This is a genomic window from Nonomuraea sp. bgisy101 (assembly GCF_057708945.1).
This window is the reverse complement of record NZ_JBYITD010000004.1, coordinates 303,044-328,160: the sequence shown is the minus strand read 5'-3', so window position 1 is coordinate 328,160 and position 25,117 is coordinate 303,044. Positions and strand designations below refer to the sequence as shown.

The window sequence follows — 25,117 nt, the reverse complement described above, 5'->3', positions numbered from 1 at the left end:
ACAGGAGCCACCCGTGAAGCAGCAGGCGGAACAGGTCCTCGGCGCCGTCGGCGCGCGAGCCTGGGTGCACGCCGTCGACCTGGACAGCGGCAAGGAGGTCGGCTACGGCGAGGACGGGCTCGTGGTGCTGGCCGGCGTCTTCAAGATCCCCGTGCTGGTCGAGCTGTTCCGCCGCTTCGGCGACGGGCGCCTCGACCCCGGCGCGCGCGTCGACGTCCCGGTCGAGGGCCGCTCGGCCGGTCCCACCGGACTGTCGGTGATGGCCGACCCGATCGAGATCTCGCTGCGCGACCTGGCCTACTGGATGATGAGCGTCAGCGACAACGCCGCCACCGACATCCTCGTCAACCTGCTGGGCACCGAGTCGATCAACGCCACCCTGCGCGAGCTGGGCCTGACCAGGACCCGTGTCGACGGCACCTGCGACGACCTCTACCGGATGATGGAGGAGGACGTGCCGGGCGGCGAGGGCGATCCCGAGACGCTGCGCGCCGCGCGAGCGGTCGACCCGGAACGTGCCCTGCAGTCCGGCACGCCCCGAGAGATCACCCGGCTGCTCGCCGCCATCTGGAACGACGAGGCGGCCGGCCCCGAGCAGTGCGCCGAGATGCGGCGCATCCTCGGCCTGCAGGCCTGGCCGCACCGGCTGCGCAGCGGGTTCACCGAGCCCGGCGCGCAGGTCAGCGCCAAGACCGGCACCCTCCGCTTCTGGCGCAACGAGGTCGGCGTCGTCGAGGACGGCGGCAGGCGGTACGCGGTCGCGGTGTTCGTGCGGAGCGACGACCACGAGTACCGCCGGCCCGCGGCCGACGCGTGCGTGGGCACGCTCGGCAGGCTGGCCGTCGACCACCTGCGCTCGGCCGAGACCCGCCTGCGGACCCCGGCCACCGCCAGAGCGGCGACACCCGAGCGGATCCGCGACCACGCGCGCTCACTCGGCGCGGGCATCTGGCTGCACGCGCGGGATCTCGGCAGCGGCAGGACGGTCGGCGTCGGCGAGAGCACACCGGTCGTCACCGCCTCGGTGCTCAAGGTGCCGGTGGCGCTGGAGCTGGCCCGCCAGTGCGTGAGCGGCGAGGTCGACCTCACCGAGCGGGTCGTCGTTCCTGACGAGGGCACGGTGCCCTCGCCGTTCGGTCTGGCCGCGCACCGCGACCCCGTCCTCGTCTCCTACCGCGACCTCGCCCACCTGATGATGGTCATCAGCGACAACGTGGCCACCGACCTCGTCATCGACCGGGTCGGCAAGGACCGGGTGGCTGCGCTGCTGGCGGGGCTTGGCCTCACCGCCACCGCCGTGCCGCAGAACTGCGCCGAGATCCTGGCCGGTATCGACGAGGACCTCGGCATCTCCTACATCGACGACGAACGTCAACTGCAAGGGATGCCGCTGGAGCGCCTCCAGGCGCTGCGGGCGCTGGCGCCGGAGCAGACCTGCCGGACGACACCCGAGGAGATCACCCGGCTGCTGGCCGCGATCTGGCGTGACGAGGCCGCCGACCCGCAGGCCTGCGCCCTGGTACGCGGCTGGATGGGCGACCAGATCTGGCCGCACCGGCTGACCAGCGGATTTCCCGCGGACGACATCCTGGTCAGCGGCAAGACCGGCACCCTTCCGCTGGTCCGCAACGAGGTCGGCGTGGTCGAGTTCCCCGACGGCGGCAGGTACGCCGTGGGGGTCTTCACCCGGACCGACGACCCCACCCCCAACGCCCCGCACCTCGACGCCCTGATCGGGTGGGCGGCCGCCGAAGCCGTCGCGCAGCTGCGCGGCGAGCGCCCCTGATCCTCCTCACCCCCGGGAGCCGACCATGGCTTTTCGCAGGACGTACACACTGGCTCTGACGACAAGCGCCCTGGCATTGCTGCTCGCCGCCTGCGCGGGCGGCGGTGGCGGCACGACGACGACCGGCGACGGCCGCGTCACGGGTGATGTCAACACGGCGAACACCGCCACGGTCGGCACCGGCGGGACGGTGACCTACACGATCACCTATCCGATCTCGAACTGGAACGTCCTGAACACCGGCGGCGCGACGTACTCGGTGATCGACATCTCCAGCGTGCTGCTGCCGGGCGTCTTCATGATCAGGCCGGACGGTTCGGTCGTCCGCAATGAGACGCTCGTGACGAGCGCGGAGAAGGTCTCCGACTCGCCGCAGACGATCAAGTACACGATCGACCCGAAGGCGGTCTGGTCCGACGGGCAGCCGATCTCGGCGGACGACTTCGTCTACACCTGGCGGGCCCTCGACCCGCGCCAGTGCCAGAAGTGCCAGGCCGGCAACACCGCCGGCTACGACCGGATCACCTCGGTCACGGGCTCGGACCAGGGCCGGACCGTCACCGTCGTGTTCGACCGGCCGTACGTGGACTGGAGGGCGTTGTTCTCGCCGTTCCTGCCGGCGCACGTCGCGAAGACCTACGGGCCGATCGACACCGCCGCCGGTCTGGAGAAGAGCTTCAACGAGGGCTTCGCCACGTCGGTCCCGAAGTTCTCCGCGGGGCCGTTCAGGATCCAGGAGTTCACCGCCGACGGTTCGGTGGTGATGGTCCGCAACGAGAAGTGGTTCGGCAAGCCGCCGAATCTCGACAAGCTGGTCTTCCGCCTCATCACGGACGTCTCGCAGCAGCCGACGTCGCTGGCGAACGAGGAGGTCGACGTCATCTACCCCAACCCGCAGGTCGACATCGTCCAGCAGGTCGACGAGCTACCCGCGGTTCGCTACCAGGTGTCGCCGAGCGCCTCGGTCCACCAAATCTGGCTGAACCTCAACGCACCCGCGCTGAAGGACGTGGCGTTGCGCAAAGCGATCTTCCAGGCGGTGAGCGTCCAGGATCTGATCGACAAGACGATCGGCCAGTTCGACGACACGGCGCAACCGCTGCGCAGCCACATGTTCCTCAGCGGTGCTCCCGGCTACACCGACACGGTGAGCGAGTTCGAGTACGGCATCGGCGACGCGGGCAAGGCCAGGAAGACGCTGGAGGACGCCGGCTACACCGGTGTCGGCTCGAAGCTCGTCGCGCCCGACGGCAAGGCCGTTCCCACGTTGCGCTTCGCGGTCCAGGCCGGTGACAAGCTGCGTGCCAGCGAGGCCCAGCTGGTCAAGGCGGCACTCGCGCCGCTGGGTGTCGAGGTGCAGGTCGCGACCGTGTCCAACACGGTCGAGGCCGTGCAGGAGGGGAACTGGGCCATGACCGTCGGCACGGTGTCGCAGTCGCCTTTCACCGCGACCAGCAACATCCCGTACTACCTGAGCTGCGAAGAGGGAGTGACCTTCTGCCGGTTCAACCTCAACAACTACGGCAACCCCCAGGTCGACACGCTGCTCGACGAGGCGCTGTCGGCCACGAGCACGCAGACGGCGACGAAGAAGCTGCAGGAGGCCGACAAGATCGTCTCGTCGGACTACGCGGTCCTGCCGCTCTACCAGAACAGGTCCTTTCTCGCCTACGACGCGAAGCTCGGCAACATCCGCGAGAACAGCCTGGGCTTCCCGACCTACAACACCGAGCAGTGGGGACTGCTCGGCGAGTCGTGACGGACACCGGAGGAAGGAGGACGTCCATGGACGAGCCGATGCTGGCGGATCTCGAGCGGCTGGTCCGCTGCGAGTCGCCCTCTTCGAACGTCAGCGCGCTGCACCGGTGCGCCGACGTGCTGGCCGAGATCGGCGCGGAGCGGCTGGGCGCGGCGCCGGTCCGCTCCGAGGCCGGTGGAAAACCGGTCCTGTGGTTCGGGCCCGCCGATCCCGCGGTGCTGCTCCTGGGCCACCTCGACACGGTCCACCCTCTCGGGACGCTCGCCGAGGTGCCGTACCGGCTGGCCGGCGGGCGGGTCTACGGGCCCGGCGTCTTCGACATGAAGGCCGGGCTGGTGCAGGCGCTGCACGCGATGGCGGGAGCCGAGCACCGCGACAGGGCCGCCCTGCTCGTCACCTCCGACGAGGAGCTCGGCTCGCCCGACAGCAGGCCGGTCATCGAGGCGGCGGGGCGCCGTACCGGGGCGGTGCTCGTGCTCGAAGCGAGCAGCGAGGGCAGGCTCAAGACCGCGCGCAAGGGAGTCTCCGACTACCACGTGCTGTTCAGCGGCCGCGCCGCCCACGCGGGCCTGGAGCCGGACAAGGGGGCCAACGCCTGCGTGGCGCTCGCCCACGCCGTGCTCGCGATCGTGGACCTCGCCGACCCCCTCGCGGGGACGACCGTCACGCCGACGGTCGCCTCGGCGGGGACGACGTCCAACACCGTCCCCGACCAGGCTTCGCTGCTGGTCGACGTGCGGGCGGCGACGATCGCGGAGCAGGAGCGCGTCGACAAGGCGATGCGGGCGCTGACCAGCCCGGTGCCCGGCGTCGGCATCGAGCTGCGCGGCGGGATCAACCGCCCGCCGCTGGAGCCGGAGGCGTCGGCGCGGCTGTTCGCCCTCGCGCGGCAGGTGGCCGTCGAGCTCGGGTCGCCGCTCCTCGAAGGCGCTCACGTCGGCGGCGGCTCCGACGGCAACATCACCGCGGGCCTCGGCGTCGACACACTCGACGGACTCGGAGCCGTCGGCGACGGCGCCCACACCAGGCACGAGTGGGTCGACGTCGCCGCGCTCGTCGAACGGACGCGGCTGGTGTCGCGGCTGGTCGACAGGATCGTCTCCGGAGCGCGCGGTTGACGGCGTCCTCAACGGGGCGCGCGGCGGACGGTCCCGCGCACGGTACGTGACGGTCCCGTCGTCAGGGGCGTGCCGCCGACGGCCGCACGCCCCTGACCAGGGAAAGCGGATCATGATGGAACTCGTGCTTGACGGCGGCGGCCGGAGTGCTGACACTCTCATCCAAGCGAGCAAGATGTTAACGCTAACATATGCGAGGAGACGTTCGTGCTGACCGCTCATGTCACGCTGGACCCCGCCTTCCGCCTTGCGCCCGTCCATCGGCGAACGTTCGGCACCTTCGTCGAGCACCTGGGCCGGTGCGTCTACACCGGCCTGTACGAACCCGGCCACCCCACCGCCGACGAGGACGGATTCCGGCGCGACGTGCTGGAGCTGACCCGCGAGCTGGGCGTCACCACGGCCCGCTACCCAGGCGGGAACTTCGTCTCCGGCTACCGCTGGGAGGACGGCATCGGGCCGCGCGAGCACCGGCCGCGCAGGCTCGACCTGGCCTGGCACAGTACGGAGACCAACGAGTTCGGGCTGGACGAGTTCGTCCGCTGGACGCGCAAGGCGGAACTCGAGCCGATGATGGCGGTCAACCTGGGCACGCGCGGCATCGCCGAGGCGGTGGACCTGCTCGAGTACTGCACGATCGGCTCCGGCACCCACCTGTCCGACCTGCGTGTCGCCAACGGTGCCAAGGAGCCGTACGACATCCGCATGTGGTGCCTGGGCAACGAGATGGACGGCCACTGGCAGATCGGCCACAAGGACGCGCGCGAGTACGGGCGCCTGGCGGCCGCCACCGCCAGGGCCATGCGCATGCTCGATCCGGGGCTGGAGCTCGTGGCCTGCGGAAGCTCGGCATCGAGCATGCCGACCTTCGGCGCATGGGAGGCCACCGTGCTGGAGGAGACCTACGACGTGGTGGACTTCGTCTCCTGCCACGCCTACTACGAGGAGCACGACGGCGACCTGGCCGGCTTCCTGGCCTCCGCGGTCGACATGGACCACTTCATCGACTCGGTGGTGGCCACCGCCGACAGCGTCGGCGCCAGGCTGAAGTCCACCAAGAAGATCAACATCTCCTTCGACGAATGGAACGTCTGGTACCTGTCCCGCTACCAGAACGCGGAACCGCCGCGGGACTGGCCGGTCGCGCCGCGCCTGCTGGAGGACCACTACCACCTGGCCGACGCGGTGACCCTCGGCGGCCTGCTGATCTCGCTGCTGCGCCACAGCGACAGGGTGACCTCCGCATGCCTGGCCCAGCTGGTCAACGTCATCGCTCCGATCATGACCGAGCCCGGCGGACGGGCGTGGCGGCAGACCACCTTCCACCCGTTCGCCCAGGCCTCCCGCCACGCCGCAGGAGACGTGCTGCGCGTCGAGGTCGCCTCGCCCACGCACGAGACCGAGCGCTACGGCGAGGTCGCCACGCTCGACGCCGTCGCCACCCATGACGGCGAGTCCACCACGCTGTTCGCCGTCAACCGCTCGGTCGACCGGCCGCTCACGCTGACGGCCGACCTGCGCGCGCTCGGCCCGGTACGGATCGCCGAGGCCACCGTCCTGTCCGGTCCCGACCCCTACGCCCGCAACACCGCCGACGCGCCCGACACCGTCAGGCCGCGGCGCAACGACGAGGCCCGCCTGGACGGCGGCGCCCTCGAGCTCACCCTCCCGCCCGTCTCGTGGAACGTGATCCGCCTGACCCGCGCATAGCCGCCCTCGAGGGGAGGGCGACGCCCGGCGTGCACCGCATGCCCTGCCACCTGGTGATCCGTGACTCCACGGCGCCGCAGGGCATGGCCTCATAGGCCCACTCGGCCCGGAGCGCCCGCGGGCGTGCGGGTGAAGGCGGGGGAGGGGCTCTCCACCCGCCGCTCCACCGGCGCGGCCTCGGTCCGCCTGCGGACGGCTTCGCACAGCCTCCCGAGAATGTTAGCGCTAACAAGCGAAGACCGGTGACCAGTTAAGGCTCTCGGCGGTCGTCGCGTCAAGGGGTGTTTCCATCAGGTTTCGTGTAACCGGACCGTAATCGAGCAGCCCCTTGACGACACCTATTGTTAGCGTTCACAGTCTGTGCCAAGCGAGGAAGGAGCAACGCTGTGGCATCGACTCAGGGACGCAGTCCGCCCGTGATGGCCGACGTGGCCGAGGAGGCGGGAGTGTCCCACCAGACGGTCTCACGCGTGCTCAACGACCACCCCAACGTGCGCGGCGAGACCAGAACCCGGGTCCTCGAAGCGATCGACAAGCTCGGCTACCGCCGCAACCTCGTCGCCCGCGCGCTGGTCACCAGGCACTCCAGGACGTTGGGCGTGGTCAGCTTCGACACCACGCTGTACGGCCCCGCCAGCACGGTCTACGGCATCGAGCAGGCCGCCAGGGCCGCCGGCTACTTCATCAGCATCGTCAGCCTCAAGTCGATCGACAGATCGGGGATGCGCGACGCGCTCGACTACCTGGCCGACCAGGGCGTCGACGGCATCGTCGTGGTCGCCCCGCAGTGGACGGCGAGCCAGGCGCTCTCCGATCTGCGGCTCGACCTGCCCATGGTGGCGGTGGAGGGCGGCGAGGCCGACGGGCTCTCCGTCGTCTGCGTCGACCAGGTGGAGGGCGGCAGGCTCGCCACCGAGCACCTGCTCGCGCTCGGTCACGAGACCGTGTGGCACGTTCGCGGGCCGTCGGACTGGCTGGAGGCGGAGGGCCGCGTGTCCGGGTGGCGCGCCGCGCTGGAGCGAAAGGGTCGCGATGCGCCCAAGCCTCTGCTCGGCGACTGGAGTCCCCGCTCCGGTTACGAGGCGGGACGCAGCCTGGCGGCGATCACCGATGTCACCGCGGTGTTCGTCGCCAACGATCAGATGGCGCTGGGCGTGCTGCGGGCGTTCACAGAGCTGGGGGTGACGGTGCCCGAGCAGGTGAGCGTCGTCGGATTCGACGACATCCCCGAGTCGGAGTTCTTCTCGCCTCCGCTCACCACCATCAGGCAGGACTTCGGCGCGGTGGGCAGGCACAGCATCGAGGTGCTCCTGAGACAGATCGAGGGCACCGACGAGCTCCAGCGGCTCGTGGTGCCGCCCTCGCTCATCTCCCGGGCCAGCGCGGCCCGGCGATAGCCGTACAGGATCGGCAGGAGGGCGCGGCTCGCCGAGCGCGAGCGTTAGCGCTCACATCAGAAAGGACACCCCTCACGTGTTGAAGAGGATCTCGGTGCTGGTGCTCACCGGGCTGGTCGCGATGTCGGTCGCCTCGTGCGGCTCCGGCGGCGGTTCGGGCGACGGCACGATCACGATGGGCTTCTCCCAGGTCGGCGCGGAGAGCGGCTGGCGCACGGCCAACACCAAGTCCGTCCAGGACTCGGCCAAGGAGGCCGGCATCACGCTGAAGTTCTCCGACGCGCAGCAGAAGCAGGAGAACCAGATCAAGGCGATCCGCTCCTACATCCAGCAGAAGGTGGACGTCATCGCCTTCTCCCCGGTGGTCGAGTCGGGCTGGGACACCGTGCTCAAGGAGGCCAAGGACGCCAAGATCCCGGTCATTCTCACCGACAGGTCGGTGGACTCCAAGGACACCAGCCTGTACAAGACCTTCCTCGGCTCGGACTTCGTGGAGGAGGGCCGCAAGGCGGGCACGTGGCTGGTGGAGGAGTACAAGTCCGCCACCGACCCGGTGAACATCGTCGAACTGCAGGGCACCACCGGCTCGGCTCCGGCCAACGACCGCAAGGCGGGCTTCGCCGAGATCATCGGGGCCGACCCCAAGTTCAAGGTGATCGCCTCGCAGACGGGCGACTTCACCAGGGCCAAGGGCAAGGAGGTCATGGAGGCCTTCCTGAAGTCCAACCCTGACATCGACGTGCTGTACGCGCACAACGACGACATGGGCCTGGGTGCCATCGAGGCGATCGAGGGCGCGGGCAAGGTCCCCGGCAAGGACATCAAGATCATTACGGTCGACGCGGTCAAGGACGGGATGCAGGCGCTCGCGGACGGGAAGATCAACTACATCGTCGAATGCTCCCCGCTGCTCGGCCCGCAGCTGATGGACCTGGCCAAGAAGGTCGTCAAGGGAGAGAGCGTCGAGGCCCGCGTGGTGACAGAGGAGACGACGTTCACCCAGGAGCAGGCCAAGACCGCGCTGCCCAGCCGCAAGTACTGACGCCGTCCGCCCGGTGCGGGCGCTGACGCGAAGGCGTGCCGCGGGTCCCCACTCCGCGCTCGGGGTGGGGACCCGCCAGGGCGATGCCACGCCGGCGCGCGAGGCAGACGGCAGTCACGACGCCAGGTCCGAGTCGAGAAAGAGGAGAGGATGGCCGAATCCGCGCCGATCCTGCGGATGAGCGGGATCGGCAAGCAGTTCCCCGGCGTGAAGGCGCTGGACGGCGTCGACTTCCGGCTGCTGCCGGGCGAGGTGCACGCCCTCATGGGCGAGAACGGCGCGGGCAAGTCCACGCTGATCAAAGTGCTGACCGGGGTCCACCCCGTCGACACGGGAACCATCGAGCTGGCAGGGAAGGACGTCGCCTTCGCCGGCCCGCTGGAGGCGCAGCAGGCCGGGATCAGCACGGTCTACCAGGAGGTCAACCTCTGCACGAACCTCTCGGTCGCGGAGAACGTCTTCATCGGCCGCGAGCCGCGCCGCAGGGGGCGCATCGACTGGAAGCGGATGCGTGCCAGGGCCCGCGAGCTGCTGGCCGGGCTGGAACTCGACCTCGAGGTGTCGGCCCCGCTGTCGCGCTTCTCCCTGGCCGTCCAGCAGATGGTGGCCATCGCCCGCGCGATCGACATCGACGCCCGCGTGCTGATCCTCGACGAGCCCACCTCCAGCCTGGACGCCGGCGAGGTCGAGCAGCTGTTCAGGGTGATGCGCAGGCTCAAGGCCGAGGGCATCGCGATCCTCTTCGTCTCCCACTTCCTCGACCAGATCTACGAGATCTCGGACCGGATGACGATCCTTCGCAACGGCAGACGTGTCGGCGAGTACCTCACCAGCGAGCTCAGCCAGGTCGCACTCGTCGGAAAGATGATCGGGCAGGAGCTGGCTGAGCTCGAGAAGCTGCACGGCGAGGTCAAGGTCTTCGACCGGCCTCTCGTCGAGGCGCGCGGGCTCGGCCGCGGCGCGGCCGTCGAACCGTTCACGCTGACCATCCACGAGGGCGAGGTCGTCGGGCTCGCCGGCCTGCTGGGCTCCGGCCGTACCGAGGTCGCTCGGCTGCTCTTCGGCGCCGATCACGCGGACGCCGGCGAGGTCTCGGTCGGCGGCTCGACGGTCGCGCTGCGCACGCCGCGCGCCGCGATGGGCCACAAGATCGCCTTCTGCTCGGAGAACCGCAAGCGCGACGGGCTGATCCCCGACCTCACGGTCAGGGAGAACATCATCCTGGCCCTGCAGGCCACCCGCGGCTGGGCCAGGCCTGTTCCGCGCGACCAGCAGGACGACCTCGTGGGCGGGTACATCAAGGCCCTGAAGATCAGCCCGGCCAACCCCGAGCACCTGGTGCGCAACCTCAGTGGCGGCAACCAGCAGAAGGTCGTGCTGGCCAGGTGGCTGATCCTGGAGCCCAGGCTGCTGATCCTCGACGAGCCCACCCGGGGCATCGACGTCGGAGCCAAGGCCGAGATCCAGCGCCTGGTCGCGCAGCTGTCCGACGGCGGCATGGCGGTGCTGTTCATCTCCGCCGAACTCGAGGAGGTGCTGCGGCTCAGCCACAAGGTCGGCGTTCTGCGCGACCGGCGGCTCGTGGCCGAACTGCCCAACGACGACGCCCTCACCACGGAGATCCTCATGGAGACCATCGCGAGCGGAGCCGGAGGAGCGCCCGCCGGGCACGGCGGGCCGGGCCACCGGAACGGAGGAGCGGGATGAGGCGCCTGCTCTGGCCGCTGCTCGTCCTGGCCGTGTTGCTGATCGTCAACGTGCTCTTCACGCCGAGCTTCCTGTCGATCCAGCTGCGCGACGGCCACCTCTACGGCAGCCTGATCGACATCCTGCGGTTCGGCGCCCCGCTGATCCTGGTCTCGCTCGGGATGACGCTGGTCATCGCGACCGGCGGCATCGACCTGTCCGTCGGCTCGGTGGTGGCGATCTCCGGAGCGCTTGCCTGCCTGCAGATCAGCCAGGACGCGAGCGTGTTCGGCGCGGTCGCGTCGGCGCTGGCCCTGGCGGTCGCGCTCGGCGCGTGGAACGGATTCCTGGTGGCGGGCGTCGGCATCCAGCCGATCATCGCGACCCTGATCCTCATGGTGGCAGGCCGCGGCCTGGCCCAGCTGATCACCGACGGGCAGATCATCACGATCAACAACCCCTCCTACAAGCTCATCGGCGGCGGCTACTGGCTGACCGTGCCCTTCGGGATCCTGCTGGTGCTGGCGGTCCTGGCGGTGACCGCCTTCCTCACGCGGCGGCTGGCCCTCGGCATGCTCATCGAGTCCGTCGGCGGCAACGCCGAGGCCAGCAGGCTCGCCGGCATCAGGGCACGCGGGATCATCGTGGTGGTCTACGCCTTCGCGGCCCTCTGCGCGGGCATCGCCGGGCTCATGATCAGCTCGAACGTCTCCAGCGCCGACGGCAACAACGCCGGGCTCTGGATCGAGCTGGACGCCATCCTCGCCGTGGTGATCGGCGGGACGTCGCTGTCGGGCGGACGCTTCTCGCTCGGCGGGACCGTGCTCGGCGCACTCGTCATCCAGACGCTCACCACGACCATCTACTCCGTCGGCGTGCCGCCGGAGACCACGCTGCTGTTCAAGGCGCTCGTGGTGACCGTGGTGTGCCTCATCCAGTCTCCGGCGTTCCGCCAGAAGGCCTTCACCCGACGGCCGCGCACGACCGCGCCGGCCCCGCGGGCCGAGGAGAAGGCAGAGGTGATCGTATGACCACGCTCGTGAGCGCGGCTCGCTCCATGCCCGCCAAGTACGTCCCCGTGCTCGTCACCGGCTGCCTGTTCGTGGCGATGTTCGTCGCAGGAGGCATCCGCTACGACGGGTTCGCCAGCGGGCAGGTCCTCATGAACGTCTTCGTCGACAACGCCTTCCTGCTGGTGGTGGCGGTCGGCATGACGTTCGTGATCCTCACAGGCGGCATCGACCTGTCGGTCGGCTCGGTCGTGGCGCTGTCCACGATGATCTCCGCGAGCCTGATGGCGGGGCCCGGCTGGCCGCCGTATCTGGTGATCCCCCTGGTGCTGCTGATCGGCTCCACGCTCGGGGCGGTGATGGGGTACATCGTCCACGCCTTCGACATCCAGCCGTTCATCGTCACGCTCGCCGGGATGTTCCTGGCCCGCGGCCTGTGCTACACGATCGGCACCGAGTCGATCCCGATCACCGACCCGACCTTCACCGCGTTCGCGCAGACCAGGATCGAGCTGGGCGCCGACCTGTGGGTCTCGCCGAGTGTGATCATCGCGGTGGTGGTCGTGCTCGCCGCCGCCTACGTCCTGCACTACACCAGGCTGGGCCGCTCCACGTACGCCACCGGCGGCAGCGAGCAGTCGGCGCTGCTCATGGGCCTGCCCGTGGGCCGGACGAAGATCGCGGTCTACACGATCAGCGGCTTCTGCTCGGCGCTCGGCGGGGTGCTGCTGTCGTTCTACATGCTGTCGGGCTACGGCCTGCACGCCGTCGGCATGGAACTGGACGCCATCGCGGCCGTCGTCATCGGCGGCACGCTGCTGACCGGTGGCTCAGGCTTCCTGCTCGGCACCGTGCTGGGCGTGCTGGTGCTCGGCCTGATCCAGACGGTCATCAGCTTCGAGGGCACGCTCAGCTCGTGGTGGACCAAGATCTTCATCGGTCTCCTGCTCTTCGTGTTCATCCTGCTCCAGCGCCTGTTCTCGGCGCGGAGCCGTACGTGAGGGGGCTGGGCCGCGAACGGACGCGCATCGCCTCTAGGATCCGACCATGAAGATCGTGATGTGTGCCGCCTTGTTCGCCGGGTCGCTGACGGCCGCTCCCGCAGCGGCCGCGACCGCCTGCTACGCCGGGACGTGGACGCTGACGGCGATGAAGGTCGTGGACAGGGAAACGCTGCCCGAGGGCGGGGTCGAGACGACCGTGCACAAAGGCAAGCCGCTGATCAAGATGGTGCTCTCCGCGACCAGCGTGAAGTACACCTTCACCGGCTCGAAGAAGACCTCCTTCACCCGGACCGGTGGCGTGGAGGATCTGCGGGGCTGGCATCAGTACTCCGGAGTGCTCACGATGCGTGCCAAGGTGGTCGGCGACACCAAGGGCAGGGTGGCCATGATCGCCAAGGGTGCCTCCGGCAACGCCGGTGAGACGGGGAACTTCATCCCCTCCACGCAGCCGGTGGGCGACCCCGTGCCTCTGCTGTCGGGGTTGGAGGACGGGTTCTATGACACGCCGCTGGTCAAGAACGCGGCGTTCACCTGCTCGGGTGACAGCATGCGATTCGTCGACAAGCGCACCTACCGCAAGATCACCACGGCTGCCGACCTCCGCTTCACTCGCGCTTCCCAGCGGTAGACGGCCGTTCGTCGGCGTCGGCCAGGATCCGTTCGGGCGAGCCGTCGGCGACGAAGGTCGGCATCTGGCCGTCGAAGCGTGTGATGTCCGCCGGGTCGTACTCGACTCCGTCCACGACCGCCGCCACCCGCGGCGGTCTGCCAAGGAGCCCTCGGCAAGGCCGCCCCAGATCTCGACCGGCGACCTCCGCGCACCGGCTGTGTCGCACACCGATCGCTGACGGGGCGCCCCGTCGCGCTCGCTTCATTGGGCGAGGCGCTGGAGTTGCCCTTCGTGCACGTCGCTCACCCACTCCCAGCCGGGCTTGGCCGATGGGCCGACCCGTGGGTCGGCGGGGACCTGGCCGTTCCGCAACGCGAGTACGTACGCCCGATCCTGGTCGATCCGTGCCTGTACCTGGTCGGATCCGCCGACGGAACCGTGGCCGGGGACGACGACGTCGACGTCGCTCGCCACGCCCTCGAGCAGCCGCAGCGCGGTGAGGTAGTCCTCGATCGGGTCCGCGGTGTCGTTCAGGTCGAGCATCGGAATCAGGACATCGGAAAGCATGTCGCCGACGACGAGAACCCCACGTTCCTCGATCAACAGCGCCGCGTGGCCCGGGGCATGCGCCTGATGCTCGATGATCCGGACTTGAGGGCCATCCCAAGGAATCTGCGCGGTTTCGGCGGGCAGGCCGGTAATGAGGCCGAGTAGGTCCAGCGGTACCTGCCCGGCGATTTCCGTCTCGAGCAGGTGGTCGGCGATGCGGGCCTTCGCATCTGCGTCCGACAGCCGATCTCGGACAGTGGCCGCGCAGCGCGCCGTGCCGTAACGGGGCGCCTCGCCGAGCCGGGCGTGCCAGAGCAGGTGGTCCCAATCCGGATGCGTGGAGAACCCTGCCACAACGGGCTGACCCAACTCGCGAAGGTCGTTCGCGAGGCAGTCGATCTCAGAGCCGGTCACGCCGGGGTCGATGAGCAACACGCCGGCCCGGCCCCGCACCACAACGGCGTTGCTCTGCACGAACTCGCTCTCGTGGACCAGCACACCCTCTGCGACCTGCCTCAGCACGGGCTCGCCTCCCTTGCGTCCCGGAGGGCGTAGCGATGCATCGTGACGCCCTGCTTGAACGATCGCTGCTCGAGCAGGTCGAGCTCGATCGGCACGTCGTAGTCGTCGAACAGCGGCCTGCCGAAGCCGAGGATCTCGGGATGGGTGAAGAGCAGCAGCTCGTCGAGAAGCCCCGCCCGGAGCAGCTGCGTCGCGAGTGCCGCGCCGCCCACACTGATGCTGCCTTCGGTCCCGGCCCGCAGGGCGGCGAGTTGCTCGATCGCGTCGTCTCCGCCGATGATCCGGGTGTTGTGATCGGCGCTGCGGCGGGTGCGGGAGACAAGTACCTTGGGCTTGGCGGTCCAGATCTCGCCGTACTCACGCATGTAGTCCGGCAGCGACGCGTCCTCGGGCGCTCGTGGCCAGTACTCCTCCATGACCTCGTAGTAGACCCGGCCCTGGACCATGAGCGCGAGCTCCTGCGTCAGCGCGTTGCACTCGCGGTGCAGTTCCTCGTCGATGCGCAGCCACTCGCCGGCACCGTTGTCCCCAGGAACTTGCTCGATCCGCAGGTCGAGGGACACCTGCATCGAATAGACGAAGCGGCCCATCAGCTCTTCTTTCCAAGAGTGATTGCATTCTGCAACTACTATACGTAGGGTGAAATACCTGTCAAGGAGGCATCGTGGAACCACGGTCCGGGTGTCCGATCAACGCCACCGTCGAGGTGCTCGGAGATCGCTGGTCGTTGCTCGTGCTGCGCGACGTCATCTTCGGCGACCGCCGCTACTTTCGGGCGCTGCTCACCGGGTCGATCGAGGGCATCGCTTCGAACATCCTCGCCGACCGCCTCGTGCGGCTCGTCAACGCAGGGATCCTCACCCGCGGCACCGCCGCGCGGGGGCAGCGCGCTCGCTACAGCCTCACTGAAGCCGGCATCCAGACTCTTCCGATCATCTACGCCCTCGGCAACTGGGGCCTCGACTGGCGCCCGGGCAGCGACGAGCTCCGGAGCCGACAGCAGCTCATGCGCGATGAGGGTCCGGCGTTCATCGAGGAGCTCATGGACGAGCTTCGCGTCCGCCACCTCGGCGCCCCGCCGAAGCCGCACAGCGGTCCAGGCCCGTTCGAGCGTCTCGAGGCCGCCTACGCCGCGGCCGCCGAGCAAGAACACGTCGATCAACGGTGACGGAACGGCTCCACCCCACCTTCTTGCCCGTCGCGCATCCCCGCCGGCCGCGGCAGGGCCCCGTGGCGCCCGAGCGGTGGCAGCGGCCGCTTCCGTGAAGGCGACGAGCTGGACCCGGCTGCTGTCACCCGACGGGCGCGCGTGTGACCTGCGCCTTTCACGTCGACTCGAAGCCGTGTCAGAGCGATATCAGGTCCGTGTCAGGTCGCGGGGCCACCATTCTCGGCATGGACACAGAAATGCGCCCCCCGGCCGACACCCAGGGCGACCAGCCGAAAGGCTTCGTCGCGAAGCTCCTCGCCGACCGTCACTCCGTCCCGTTCTCCATCGCACTGCACCTGGTGCCCGGCGCGGTCATCGTCGCCGTGTACGCGTTCATCGCCGCCCCTCTGGTCCGGGCGATCGACTACCCGATCTTCCTGGCGTGGGCCATCGCTCTCGCGGTTGTGCTCTTCCCGCTCCAGCTATTCCTGCTGTGGCTGGGCAAGAAGCAGACCGGCCGCTTCACGATGAAGGGCGTCGTCCACTACCGCGACAAGCCGGTCTCACGCGGCAAGGTCTTCTGGCTCGGGGCCGCGTGCCTCGTGTGGATGACCGTGGTCTCGCTCTCGCTGACCCCGCTGGACAACATCGTCTACGACTGGTTCTTCACCTGGGTGGACTACCAGGGCGCCGGCCCCGACGGCACCGCCTACCTCCAGGGCTACTCGCAGGACCTCGTGCTCACCACGCTGCTCATCTGCGCACCGTTCACCGGCTTCACCCTGCCCCTGCTCGAGGAGTACTACTTCCGCGGCTTCCTGCTGCCCCGCCTCCCGCAGCTCGGCAAGTGGGCCCCGTTCTTCAACACCTTCTTCTTCTCGGTGTACCACTTCTGGGCCCCTTGGACGGTCCTGTCGAAGCTCGTCTTCCTCTACCCGGGCGTCTGGCTCGCCTGGAAGAAGCAGGACATCCGCATCTCGATCGCCATGCACCCCGGCTCGGCGCTGCTGATGACCGTGGTCGGCGTCATCGCCCTCGCCTCCGGCGCCTACTCGATGTAAGACCGCCCGAAACCAGGGGTGCCGTCCGCAGGCCGAGGGCCGGATGCGCCGATGAGACCGGCCTGACCGTCACTGTCTGTCATCTGCCGCCCGCCACCTCGAAGTGGAACAAGTCCTCCTGACCCTTCCAGGGGACGCCGCGCAGGCGTGAAAATGGGGCCGGGTTGCCCGCCGACGCCGGTTCGATCTTGGGACTCGAGCCCGTGAACAAGTCTGGCGCCGGGGCCCCGACCTGAAGGGTCACGCACTGTTGCTTCGAGCACGCCGGTCAGAATTTCGGTTCCCGACCGAGGCCCCCGGGCACCCACCCCTGTCGAGGTGATGGAGGAGACGGTTGGGCAAGCGGGAGCCGGAGGAGATCCCTGATCAAGAGCATGAACAGCTCTATCAGCGGGTCTGCGCGATCGATGTGGCCAAGGACTCGGGCAAGGTGTGCGTGCGCACGCCGAGTGGCACCGGGACGGAACGCCGGGTCAGCAAGGTGTGGGAGGTCGAGGCCACGTTCAACGCGGTCAGCCAGTTGGGTGAGGAGCTGGTCGGCATGCGGGTTGAGAAGGTGACCGTCGAATCGACGTCGGACTACTGGCGGATCTGGTTCTACGTGCTCGAGGCTGCCGGTCTGGAGGTGCAGTTGGTCAACGCCCGTGAGGTGAAGAACGCCCCCGGGCGCCCCAAGACCGACCGGCTGGACAGCATCTGGCTGGCGAAGCTGACGGAAAAGGGGATGCTGCGGCCCTCGTTCGTGCCGCCGGCACCGGTCCGGGCGTTGCGGGACTACACCCGCATGCGCATCGACCTGACTCAAGAGCGCACCCGCTACTGGTCGCGGCTGGAGAAGTTACTGGAAGACTCCCTGATCAAACTGTCCACGGTGACCAGCAAGATGGACACCGCCTCGGGTCGCGACATGATCGAGGCGTTGATCTCTGGGGAACGCGGTCCGCAGCGGTTGGCCGGCCTGGCACGCGGCAAGCTGAAAGCCAAACACGCCCTGCTGGTCGAGGCGCTGACCGGCCGATTCGATGAGCATCACGCCGAGTTGGCCCGGCTGCTGCTGGACCAGATCGACGCGCTCACCGGTCAGATCGACAAGCTCACCACCAGGATCGAGCAACTGATCAGCGCGATGCCCGCCGCTGCGACCGCACCGGTCGGCGACCCGCCCGATCAAGGCACAGGCGCCGATAGCGGCGATGGCGGCCACCCGACCTCAGCATGCGACCGCCCAGGGGCGAGCCGAACCCCTCGCCCAGCGGTGGAGCGGCTGGATGACATTCCCGGAATCAGTACCCTGACCGCCCAGGTGATCATCGCAGAGGTGGGGCTGGACATGAGCCGCTTCCCCACCGCCGACCACCTGGTCTCCTGGGCCAAACTGTGTCCCCGGACCATCCAATCCGGCAGTAAGAACGGATCCGGCAAAGCCGGCAAGGGCAACCCCTACCTCAAGGGAGTCCTCGGCCAGGCCGCCGCGACGGCCGCCCGCACCGACACCTTCCTCGGCGAACGCTACCGAAGAATCGTCAAACGCCGCGGCAAGCTCAAGGCGCTGGTCGCCGTCGCCCGCTCCATCCTGGTCATCATCTGGCATCTGCTCGCCAACCCCGCTCTCACCTACTGCGAGCTGGGAGCCGACTACCACAGCAACCGGCTCGACACAGGAAAGAAGGTCCGCAACCACATCCGGCAGCTGGAAGCTCTCGGCTTCACCGTCACCCTCGCCGCAGCCGCCTGACCCACACCGCCCCCGCCCGCCCCTTACCGATGATCACCGGCTGGGGGTCGCTGCCGCGCGCCCAGCTGAGGTGGATCATTTTCCGGTCAGATCGAGCGATATCCGACCGGAATCTCCCAGGACTATGGGCACCCCGAGCGCCACCCGGCCACGCGATGTCGCCTCGGACGGGTCTCGCGGATCACCTCGCGTACTGGCTCGGTGCGCACCGCGTACCTGGGAATACCCGTCTCACTGGCAGGTTCCGGACCGGTGGGGGAGGTCCTTCATGGCTTACCGTTTCGCGCAGGACGAGAAGTTCAACTTCGAGATCCAGCTCGCGCTCGGCCAGGTCCAGGCGGGCGCGGGCGACGTGGGGGAGATTCTGTCGACGACGGCGCGCGTCATCGACGGCGACGCCGAGAGCTGGTTCACCGAGTGGACACGCACGGCTGAGCGCGTGCGCGCACTGGCCGGGGCGAGCGCGGCCCGCGGCCACCAGGTCAGCGCGCGCCAGGCCTACCTGCGGGCCGCCGCCTACTACGGGACGGCCCTGTCGGTGATCGACGGCACCGAGGACGTGTCGCGGCTGGTGCCGACCTTCCGCGTGCACCGGGCCTGTTTCGACGAGTTCGCCTTCCGCCTCGATCCCCCCGCGCTGCCCGTCGAGATCCCCTACGAGGAGACGGTGTTGCCCGGCTACCTGTTCGTCCCTCCGAACGAGCCCGCGCCGCGGCCGACGCTGGTCGTCAACAACGGCAGCGACGGGCCGATCACCTCCGCGTGGTCGCTGGGGGCGGCGGGCGGGCTGGCGCGCGGCTACAACGTCCTGCTGTTCGACGGGCCGGGCCAGCAGTCGATGCTCTTCCTGCACGGCGTGCCGTTCCGGCCCGACTGGGAGCGGGTGCTCACCCCCGTCGTCGACTTCCTGTGCGCCCGCCCCGAGGTCGACGCCGGCGGGATCGTGCTGATCGGCGTCAGCCAGGCCGGCTACTGGGTGCCCAGGGCGCTGGCCTTCGAGCACCGTTTCGCCGCCGCGGTGGCCGATCCCGGCGTCTTCGACGTGTCCACCTCGTGGCTGCGCAATCTGCCGGACGAGCTCCTCGCGCTGCTGGACGGCGGTGAGCGCGAGCTGTTCGACCGGGTGGTGGCCGAGGAGATGAGCCAGGCGACGCCGCAGGAGCGGCAGGAGCTGGCCTGGCGGGCCAAGCCGTACGGGATCGGCTCGCTGTTCGACCTGTTCACCGAGGTGCGCGGGTACACCCTGGCCGGGGTCGCCGAGCGGATCACGACACCGCTGCTGATCACCGACCCCGAGGGTGAGCAGTTCTGGCCCCGCCAGTCACGGCGCCTGTTCGACGCGCTGACCGGGCCGAGAGAGCTGGTGGCCTTCACCGCGGCCGAGGGGGCCGACGGGCACTGCGAGCCGATGGCGCGCAGCCTGGCCGACCAGCGCATCTTCGACTGGTTCGCCGAGCGGCTCCCGGGCTGACCCGCCGCGTCAGGCCCGCGCGAGCGAATGGACGCGCCCGAGCCCGGCCGACCGGACCGCGTGACGAGTGCAGGAACGACGCTCAAGCGCGGCTGGTCCGGTGAACGCTGCGGATCGCGGCGACCTCCGGGTGGGGGCGGAGTTCGGGCGCGTCCGCCGCCAGGGCGTTGAGGTCGCGCTTCACCCGCGAGGCGAACCCTCCCCCGAGCACGTACCTCGTCGTGGAAACCGCCTGACGGGCACCGGCGAGAAGGCGGAGCGCGCCTCGGCTGGTGATCCCGGTGTGGCGCAGGTCCAGAAGGGCGAGCCGGTGCGGAGCACCGGACAAGGCCTGTGCGATCAGGTCGGCGGCCGCGTCATCCAGGCGGTTGTCGGCGGCTCCCAGGTGCCGGGCCGCGGGGACCTGGCCCAGATCGAGCGCCTCGATCCCGGCCTTGGCGGCAGCCGCGACGAGTTCGGCCAGCGCGGCCGGGCCGATACCGTTGCCGGCCGCCGACAGGCGACGCAACCGTCCCGGCCGCAGCGCGCGCACCAGGATGCCGGCTCCTGAGTCGCCCAGTCCGGCCGCGGAGACATAGAGCTCCTCGACGCCGTCGCAGGCGATCAGCCGGGCCAGTTCCGACGCGCCCTCAGGGCCGAGCCGGTTGCCGCTGACGAACAACCGCCCGGCGCGCCCGGTGGCGAGCAGACGGTCCACCAGAACGGCCAGGCCGGCCGCGTCCAGGCCCGTCTGGACCAGGTCGATCGTGCTCAGCCCCGTCCATACGGCGTCGCCGACGCTCCGCCCGCCTTCGGAGCCCAAGGGGTTGCGCTTGAGCCAGAGCCCGCGCACGATCCCGGGCGAGGCGATCAAACGGTCGGCGATCCGGCAGACCCCTGCGGTGGTGATGGTGTTGCAGCCCAGGTACAGGGTCGATGCGCCGGAGCCGACGGCCCCGGCCGCCGCGGTGTCGGCCCCTTCGTCGCCGAGTTCGTCGGTGCCCAGCAGGAGGTGTCTCGTGGGGCCGCCGACCGGCATGGCGTCGGTGACCAGTCGCACGCCGCGCGGTCCGAGCGCCTGCTTGCACAGGTCCAGCCGCCCGTCGGGCATCGCCGTACCGACGGAGAAGTCGGTACGGCGCGTCACCGGCTCGCCGCCGCGCAGCCACGCGAGCAGGTCGTTCACCATGGCGCCACCTGGTAGTCCTTGAGGAGGACCCCGTGGACAGGGCGACCCGCCTCGCCGCTCACGATCGGGTCGTAAACGCGGGAAGCGCCGTCGACGACGTCCAGTGGGGTACGGCGGTCCAGCCGGTCCCTCACAGGTAGGGGCTGCTCGTCGGTGATCCAGCCGGTGTCCACGCTGCAGAGATGGACACCGTGTCGTGCCAGGTCCGCGGCGCTGGTGCGGGTCACCATGTTCAGGGCGGCCTTGGCCATGTTGGTGTGGGGGTGGCGGCCCGTCTTGTTGGCGACCGCGAACTGGCCCTCCACCGCCGAGACGTTCACGATGTAGCGCCGCTCGGCGGGAGAGGCCATCAGGAGCGGAAGCAGCCGGTCGATCAGCAGGAACGGCGCGACCGCGTTGACCAGTTGCGCCTCCAGCAGTTCCGAGGGGTCGACGGCACCGATCCTGGCCGACCAGGAGTTGGTGGGGGAAAGGTCGGGAAGCAACCCGGACACGTCCGGCAGGCCCGCGTCCGCTTCGGCGGCAGGGGCCACGGCGACGCCGGGCAGCACCTCGTGCCGCTCGCCTTCGACCAGCGCGCTGTAGGACGAAGCGGGGCGGCGGATGGTCTGGGCGGCGTTGTTGACCAGGATGTCCAGCGCGTCACCGGATTCCCGCAGCCGATCGGTCAACGCGATGACCTGTCGAGGGTCGCGCAGGTCGAGGCCGATGATCTGCAGGCGGCCTGTCCAGTCACCGGCCGCGGCGAAACGACGGGCGGCGTCGTTGGGGAAGCGGGTGGTGATGGTGACGTGGGCGCCGTCGTGGAGCATCTTCAGCGCGAGGTGGTGGCCGACCTTCACGCGTCCGCCCGTGATGAGGGCGCGCCGGCCTGTCAGGTCGGTGCGAGCCGTACGGCGGGCGGCGTTGGACGACGCGCACGCAGGACACAGCAGATGGTAGAGGCCGTCCAGCCGGGTGTACCCCGTCTTGCAGATGTAGCACGTGCGCGTTCTCCTCAGGTGACCCGTGGACGCCGTCGCCTCGACGGGCGCGTCGACGACTCGGCTGGGTGACCCCATGGCGGTCGTCGCCAGGACCTCCGCGTCAGCCTGTGCTGTGGCCCGTTCACGTCTCCGGCGGCGGCGCCGCTGACCGTCACGCACCAGTGCCAGAGCCGCGTGTTCCAGCAGGAGGCGGTCGGGATCGTCGAGCGGAAGCTCACGCGCCTGTCCGAGCTGCCGCAACACGGCTGAGACGTCCACTTCTCTCCTCCTGCGAGTGGGGCCCGGCTGGATTCGAACCAGCGTCCTCCTCCATGCAGTGGAGGCGCGACGGCCGACTGCGCTACGGGCCCCTGCGAGGCGTGGGATCCAGCCGGATTCGAACCGGCGTCCTCCGCCGTGACAGGGCGGCGCGACGACCACTGCGCTATGGATCCCACCGGTGCAATCTACCGGTTGTCGATCAATCCGCCGATACGGCGAGGGCACCCATGGTGAGGGCGCGGGGCCTGTCCGGCTCGCCCGCCAGGAATGGATGGGCGAGGCCGTGGAATGCGCTGGTGCGGAGCTCGAAGCGAACAGGCTTGTCGATCTCCAAGGAATGGAGACGCCGTCCATTTTCTGATCATCGTCGGTCTTCCGGATTCGGGCTGTCCCGTGCGGCCGGCATGTCGCCGGTGCGGTGGCCGGGAGCAGTCAGCGGTCTTCGCCGGCCGTCGACGCGCGGTTCGGCAGGGCGGCGTCGTAGGCGGCGACGGCGCGTTCGCCCGCCAGCATGCGCCAGGCCTGTTCGAGGAGGGCGCCGACCTCCGTCCAGTCGGGTGGGACCTCGTGGAGTTCGACGCCGACCCATCCGTCCACGTAGGCCGGGCGGAAGTACCGGTCGGGATCGGCGGCCGTCAGCGTCTCCAGCTCCCCGCGGGGCGCCTTCACGCACAGCGCGAGCCTGCCGTCGCCGTGGTGGTCGATGAACAGCCACGCGAGGCGCTTGCGCTCCAGCACGAAGGAGATGTGTCCGAAGGAGTCCTCGGCGACCACCCCTGGGAGCGGGGCGACCAGTTCGGCCAGTCGCTCGCGCACCCGTTCGACGTCCGTGTCCGTCCACCTACCGGCCATGGCCGACAGCCTACGGCCCGCGCCCCCGGCCGTGGCCGATTCCGTCCGTTGATCATCGGATGGCAGGCGCGCGGGCGCGCCCGGGCCGTGTCAGGGGCCGAAGGTCAGGGGGCGGGCGGCTGGGGGAGTCAGGGGCGGGTGGCGGGGCTGAGGGGACCGTCCAGGTCGCGTTCGACGATGTCGCCCAGGACGTCGTCGATGGCCTTGAGGGTGTCGGCGTCCAGCTTCACTCCTGCGGCCCGCGCCGAGTCGGTGATCTGCTCGGGTTTGGAGGCGCCGACGACGGCGGAGCAGACGTTGGGGTTGGCCAGGGTCCAGGCCACCGACAGCTGGGCGAGGGTGAGGCCGTGGTCGGCGGCGACCGGCTTGAGGTTCTGGACGCGGGTCAGCACCTCGTCGGTGAGCAGCCGGGTGACGAACTGGCCGCCCACCGGGTCGGTGGCCCTGGTCCCCGCGGGTACGGCGGCGCCGGGCACGTACTTGCCGGTCAGCACGCCCATCGCCATCGGCTGGAAGACGACCTGGCCGACGCCCTCCTTCTCGCACAGCGGGACGATCTCCGGCTCGATCACCCTGCGGAGCATGTTGTACTGCGGCTGGTTCGACACGATGCGGTCGAGGCCGAGGTCAGCGGCGATGCGCAGGGCGTCGGCGATCTGCTCGGCCGTCCACTCGGACACGCCGACGTAGAGCACCTTGCCCTGCCGTACCAGGTCGTCGAAGGCGCGCAGCGTCTCCTCGAGAGGGGTGCTGTGGTCGTACCGGTGCGCCTGGTACAGGTCGATGTAGTCGGTGCCGAGCCGGCGCAGCGAGCCCTCGGCGGAGCGCATGATGTGTTTGCGGTTGAGCCCTCGGTTGTTCACGCCGTCGCCCGTGGGCCAGTAGACCTTGGTGAGGATCTCGACCTCGTCGCGGCGTTCGGACTTCAGCGCGCGGCCGAGCACCTCCTCGGCGCTGCCCTCGGCGTAGGCGTCGGCGGTGTCGAAGGTGGTGATGCCCATGTCCAGCGCGGCGCGGACGCAGGCCTTGGCCCTGTCCTCGTCGATCTGCGACCCGTGGGTGATCCAGTTGCCGTAGGCGATCTCGCTGACCATGAGGCCGCTGCGGCCGAGATGACGGAAGTGCATGCTTCAACTCGATTCACGAATGACCAGATGAGGGGTGAGGACGAGCGCGGCCCTGGAGGGCCGTTCGCCGGAGATGAGGGAGGTCAGCAGCCTGACCATCTCCTTGCCCATGTCCTCGATGGGCTGGTGGACCGAGCTGAGCCCGGTGAACTGCGCGTGGCTGGAGTCGTCGAATCCGACGACCGCGACGTCCTGCGGCACCCGGCGGCCCGCCTCGGCCAGGACGCGCAGCGCTCCCACCGCCATCAGGTCGGAGGCCGCGAACACCGCGTCCACGTCGTGCCGCAGCAGCTCCTTCATCGCCCGGGCGCCGCTGAGCTCGGTGAAGTCGCCGTGGGTGATGAACTCGGGCAGCCCGGCCAGCATCAGCGCCTCCCGGTAGCCGCCCAGGCGGTGCACCCCGGCGATCATGTCGATCGGCCCGGAGATCGTCGCGATCCTGCGGCGGCCGCGCTCCACGAGGTGGTTGACGGCCATGTGCGCACCGCTGTGGTTGTCGACGTCCACGACCTGCGGCACCGTCTGCGGCCCTATCGACCTGCCGCCCTGCACGGTGGGCACGCCGGTGTCGACGAGGAACCCGGGCAGTGGGTCGTCGCGGTGCTGGGACAGCAGCAGCACCCCGTCGACGTGCCCGCCCGACAGGTAGCCTTCCAGGTTGGCCCGCTCCTCCGGTGTACCGGCCATGGTGAGCAGCAGCTGCCTGCCGGTGGCGGTCAGCTCGGAGGTGATGCCGCGGATGATTCCGGCGAAGAACGGGTCGGAGAACAGCCTCGCCTCGGGCTCGGCGATCACCAGGGCGATGCTGTCGGTACGGCTGGCGGCCAGCGACCTGGCGGCGTGGTTGGGCACGTAGTTGAGCTCGGCGATGGCCCGCTCGACCAGCTCCTTGGTCTCGGGGCTGACGTTGTCCGCCCCGTTGATCACCCGGGAGACGGTGCCCCTGCCCACGCCCGCGTGGGCCGCGACCTCGTCCAGCGTCACCCGTTTCCTGGGCGCGCTCACGCCGCGACCCTCCGCGCCGCCACGGGGTGGGTGGTGGCAGGGCGGGCGGCGGCAGGGCGGATGGCGGCAGGGAGGGTGGTGGCAGGGAGGGTGGTGTCAGGACGGGCA

At 69.6% G+C, this 25,117-nt stretch carries 22 protein-coding genes, 2 tRNA genes and 1 pseudogene; 15 read left to right on the top strand and 10 right to left on the bottom strand.

Annotated features, from left to right (window positions below):
- Positions 1-13: 13 nt before the first annotated feature.
- The 10 genes from AC3EO4_RS10010 to AC3EO4_RS09965 all read left to right on the top strand — a co-directional run bounded on the left by AC3EO4_RS10010 (position 14) and on the right by AC3EO4_RS09965 (position 13,140).
- The gene (locus tag AC3EO4_RS10010) at positions 14-1,786 is read left to right on the top strand and encodes a serine hydrolase (protein ID WP_431894985.1); all 1,773 of its coding nucleotides are present in this window, start codon (positions 14-16) and stop codon (positions 1,784-1,786) included.
- Between the two features lie 25 nt (positions 1,787-1,811).
- Entirely contained in the window at positions 1,812-3,545 is a 1,734-nt protein-coding gene (locus AC3EO4_RS10005) for an ABC transporter family substrate-binding protein (RefSeq protein ID WP_431894983.1), read from the top strand.
- A 26-nt stretch (positions 3,546-3,571) separates the two neighbouring features.
- Positions 3,572-4,663 carry a M20 family metallopeptidase gene (locus AC3EO4_RS10000; protein WP_431894981.1) on the top strand — a complete coding sequence of 364 codons (1,092 nt, stop codon included), beginning with the start codon at positions 3,572-3,574 and terminating at the stop codon, positions 4,661-4,663.
- 207 nt (positions 4,664-4,870) lie between these two features.
- A complete protein-coding gene (gene arfA / locus AC3EO4_RS09995; RefSeq protein WP_379580969.1) occupies positions 4,871-6,373 on the top strand; it encodes an arabinosylfuranosidase ArfA in 1,503 nt (500 codons plus the stop codon).
- Between the two features lie 419 nt (positions 6,374-6,792).
- On the top strand, positions 6,793-7,770 hold the full coding sequence (locus AC3EO4_RS09990; protein ID WP_379580982.1) for a LacI family DNA-binding transcriptional regulator: 978 nt from the start codon (positions 6,793-6,795) through the stop codon (positions 7,768-7,770).
- A 76-nt stretch (positions 7,771-7,846) separates the two neighbouring features.
- Positions 7,847-8,812 (top strand): ABC transporter substrate-binding protein, encoded by a 966-nt coding sequence (locus AC3EO4_RS09985; protein ID WP_379580970.1) that lies wholly within the window; start codon positions 7,847-7,849, stop codon positions 8,810-8,812.
- Positions 8,813-8,962: 150 nt separating this feature from the next.
- Positions 8,963-10,519 (top strand): sugar ABC transporter ATP-binding protein, encoded by a 1,557-nt coding sequence (locus AC3EO4_RS09980; protein ID WP_431894979.1) that lies wholly within the window; start codon positions 8,963-8,965, stop codon positions 10,517-10,519.
- Positions 10,516-11,529: an ABC transporter permease gene (locus tag AC3EO4_RS09975; protein WP_379580972.1), complete on the top strand. Its 1,014-nt coding sequence runs from the start codon at positions 10,516-10,518 to the stop codon at positions 11,527-11,529. Before AC3EO4_RS09980 ends, AC3EO4_RS09975 begins: the two co-directional genes overlap by 4 nt.
- Positions 11,526-12,509 carry a galactofuranose ABC transporter, permease protein YjfF gene (yjfF, locus tag AC3EO4_RS09970; RefSeq protein WP_379580973.1) on the top strand — a complete coding sequence of 328 codons (984 nt, stop codon included), beginning with the start codon at positions 11,526-11,528 and terminating at the stop codon, positions 12,507-12,509. The genes AC3EO4_RS09975 and yjfF overlap by 4 nt, the downstream gene beginning before the upstream one ends.
- Positions 12,510-12,555: 46 nt before the next feature.
- A complete protein-coding gene (locus tag AC3EO4_RS09965; RefSeq protein WP_379580974.1) occupies positions 12,556-13,140 on the top strand; it encodes a hypothetical protein in 585 nt (194 codons plus the stop codon).
- Here AC3EO4_RS09965 and AC3EO4_RS09960 read toward each other — a convergent pair.
- The 3 genes from AC3EO4_RS09960 to AC3EO4_RS09950 form a co-directional block, all read right to left on the bottom strand.
- Positions 13,118-13,255, bottom strand: a complete 138-nt coding sequence (locus AC3EO4_RS09960; protein WP_379580975.1) for a hypothetical protein — start codon at positions 13,253-13,255, stop codon at positions 13,118-13,120. The genes AC3EO4_RS09965 and AC3EO4_RS09960 overlap by 23 nt on opposite strands.
- A 128-nt stretch (positions 13,256-13,383) precedes the next feature.
- Complete coding sequence (locus tag AC3EO4_RS09955) at positions 13,384-14,193, bottom strand: MBL fold metallo-hydrolase (RefSeq protein ID WP_431894975.1); 810 nt, start codon at positions 14,191-14,193, stop codon at positions 13,384-13,386.
- Positions 14,187-14,783 carry a dihydrofolate reductase family protein gene (locus AC3EO4_RS09950; RefSeq protein ID WP_431894973.1) on the bottom strand — a complete coding sequence of 199 codons (597 nt, stop codon included), beginning with the start codon at positions 14,781-14,783 and terminating at the stop codon, positions 14,187-14,189. The genes AC3EO4_RS09955 and AC3EO4_RS09950 overlap by 7 nt, the downstream gene beginning before the upstream one ends.
- A 74-nt stretch (positions 14,784-14,857) precedes the next feature.
- Between AC3EO4_RS09950 and AC3EO4_RS09945 the strand changes: the two genes are divergently transcribed.
- The 5 genes and pseudogenes from AC3EO4_RS09945 (at position 14,858) to AC3EO4_RS09925 (ending at position 19,610) form a co-directional block, all read left to right on the top strand.
- A complete protein-coding gene (locus AC3EO4_RS09945) occupies positions 14,858-15,361 on the top strand; it encodes a winged helix-turn-helix transcriptional regulator (RefSeq protein ID WP_379580978.1) in 504 nt (167 codons plus the stop codon).
- A gap of 227 nt (positions 15,362-15,588) precedes the next feature.
- Positions 15,589-16,404: a CPBP family glutamic-type intramembrane protease gene (locus AC3EO4_RS09940; protein WP_379580979.1), complete on the top strand. Its 816-nt coding sequence runs from the start codon at positions 15,589-15,591 to the stop codon at positions 16,402-16,404.
- A gap of 38 nt (positions 16,405-16,442) precedes the next feature.
- Positions 16,443-16,517 (top strand): annotated as a pseudogene (locus AC3EO4_RS09935) (ISAzo13-like element transposase-related protein); the annotation flags it as partial.
- A gap of 221 nt (positions 16,518-16,738) precedes the next feature.
- The gene (locus AC3EO4_RS09930; protein WP_431894970.1) at positions 16,739-18,139 is read left to right on the top strand and encodes an IS110 family RNA-guided transposase; all 1,401 of its coding nucleotides are present in this window, start codon (positions 16,739-16,741) and stop codon (positions 18,137-18,139) included.
- Between the two features lie 268 nt (positions 18,140-18,407).
- Positions 18,408-19,610, top strand: coding sequence for an alpha/beta hydrolase family protein (locus tag AC3EO4_RS09925; protein WP_431894969.1), 1,203 nt, complete (start codon positions 18,408-18,410; stop codon positions 19,608-19,610).
- Positions 19,611-19,692: 82 nt separating this feature from the next.
- Here the strand turns inward: AC3EO4_RS09925 and AC3EO4_RS09920 are convergent, their stop codons facing one another.
- The 7 genes from AC3EO4_RS09920 to AC3EO4_RS09890 form a co-directional block, all read right to left on the bottom strand.
- Complete coding sequence (locus AC3EO4_RS09920; RefSeq protein ID WP_431894967.1) at positions 19,693-20,778, bottom strand: leucine-rich repeat domain-containing protein; 1,086 nt, start codon at positions 20,776-20,778, stop codon at positions 19,693-19,695.
- Positions 20,772-22,022 (bottom strand): SDR family NAD(P)-dependent oxidoreductase, encoded by a 1,251-nt coding sequence (locus tag AC3EO4_RS09915; protein WP_431894965.1) that lies wholly within the window; start codon positions 22,020-22,022, stop codon positions 20,772-20,774. The genes AC3EO4_RS09920 and AC3EO4_RS09915 overlap by 7 nt, the downstream gene beginning before the upstream one ends.
- An 18-nt stretch (positions 22,023-22,040) precedes the next feature.
- Positions 22,041-22,114: transfer RNA gene (locus AC3EO4_RS09910), tRNA-Ala, on the bottom strand.
- Between the two features lie 11 nt (positions 22,115-22,125).
- Positions 22,126-22,198: transfer RNA gene (locus tag AC3EO4_RS09905), tRNA-Asp, on the bottom strand.
- Positions 22,199-22,457: 259 nt separating this feature from the next.
- Positions 22,458-22,877 carry an MmcQ/YjbR family DNA-binding protein gene (locus AC3EO4_RS09900; RefSeq protein ID WP_379575015.1) on the bottom strand — a complete coding sequence of 140 codons (420 nt, stop codon included), beginning with the start codon at positions 22,875-22,877 and terminating at the stop codon, positions 22,458-22,460.
- A gap of 128 nt (positions 22,878-23,005) precedes the next feature.
- Positions 23,006-24,004, bottom strand: a complete 999-nt coding sequence (locus AC3EO4_RS09895; RefSeq protein ID WP_379575016.1) for an aldo/keto reductase family protein — start codon at positions 24,002-24,004, stop codon at positions 23,006-23,008.
- A gap of 3 nt (positions 24,005-24,007) precedes the next feature.
- The gene (locus AC3EO4_RS09890) at positions 24,008-25,009 is read right to left on the bottom strand and encodes a LacI family DNA-binding transcriptional regulator (RefSeq protein ID WP_379575018.1); all 1,002 of its coding nucleotides are present in this window, start codon (positions 25,007-25,009) and stop codon (positions 24,008-24,010) included.
- Positions 25,010-25,117 lie beyond the last annotated feature (108 nt).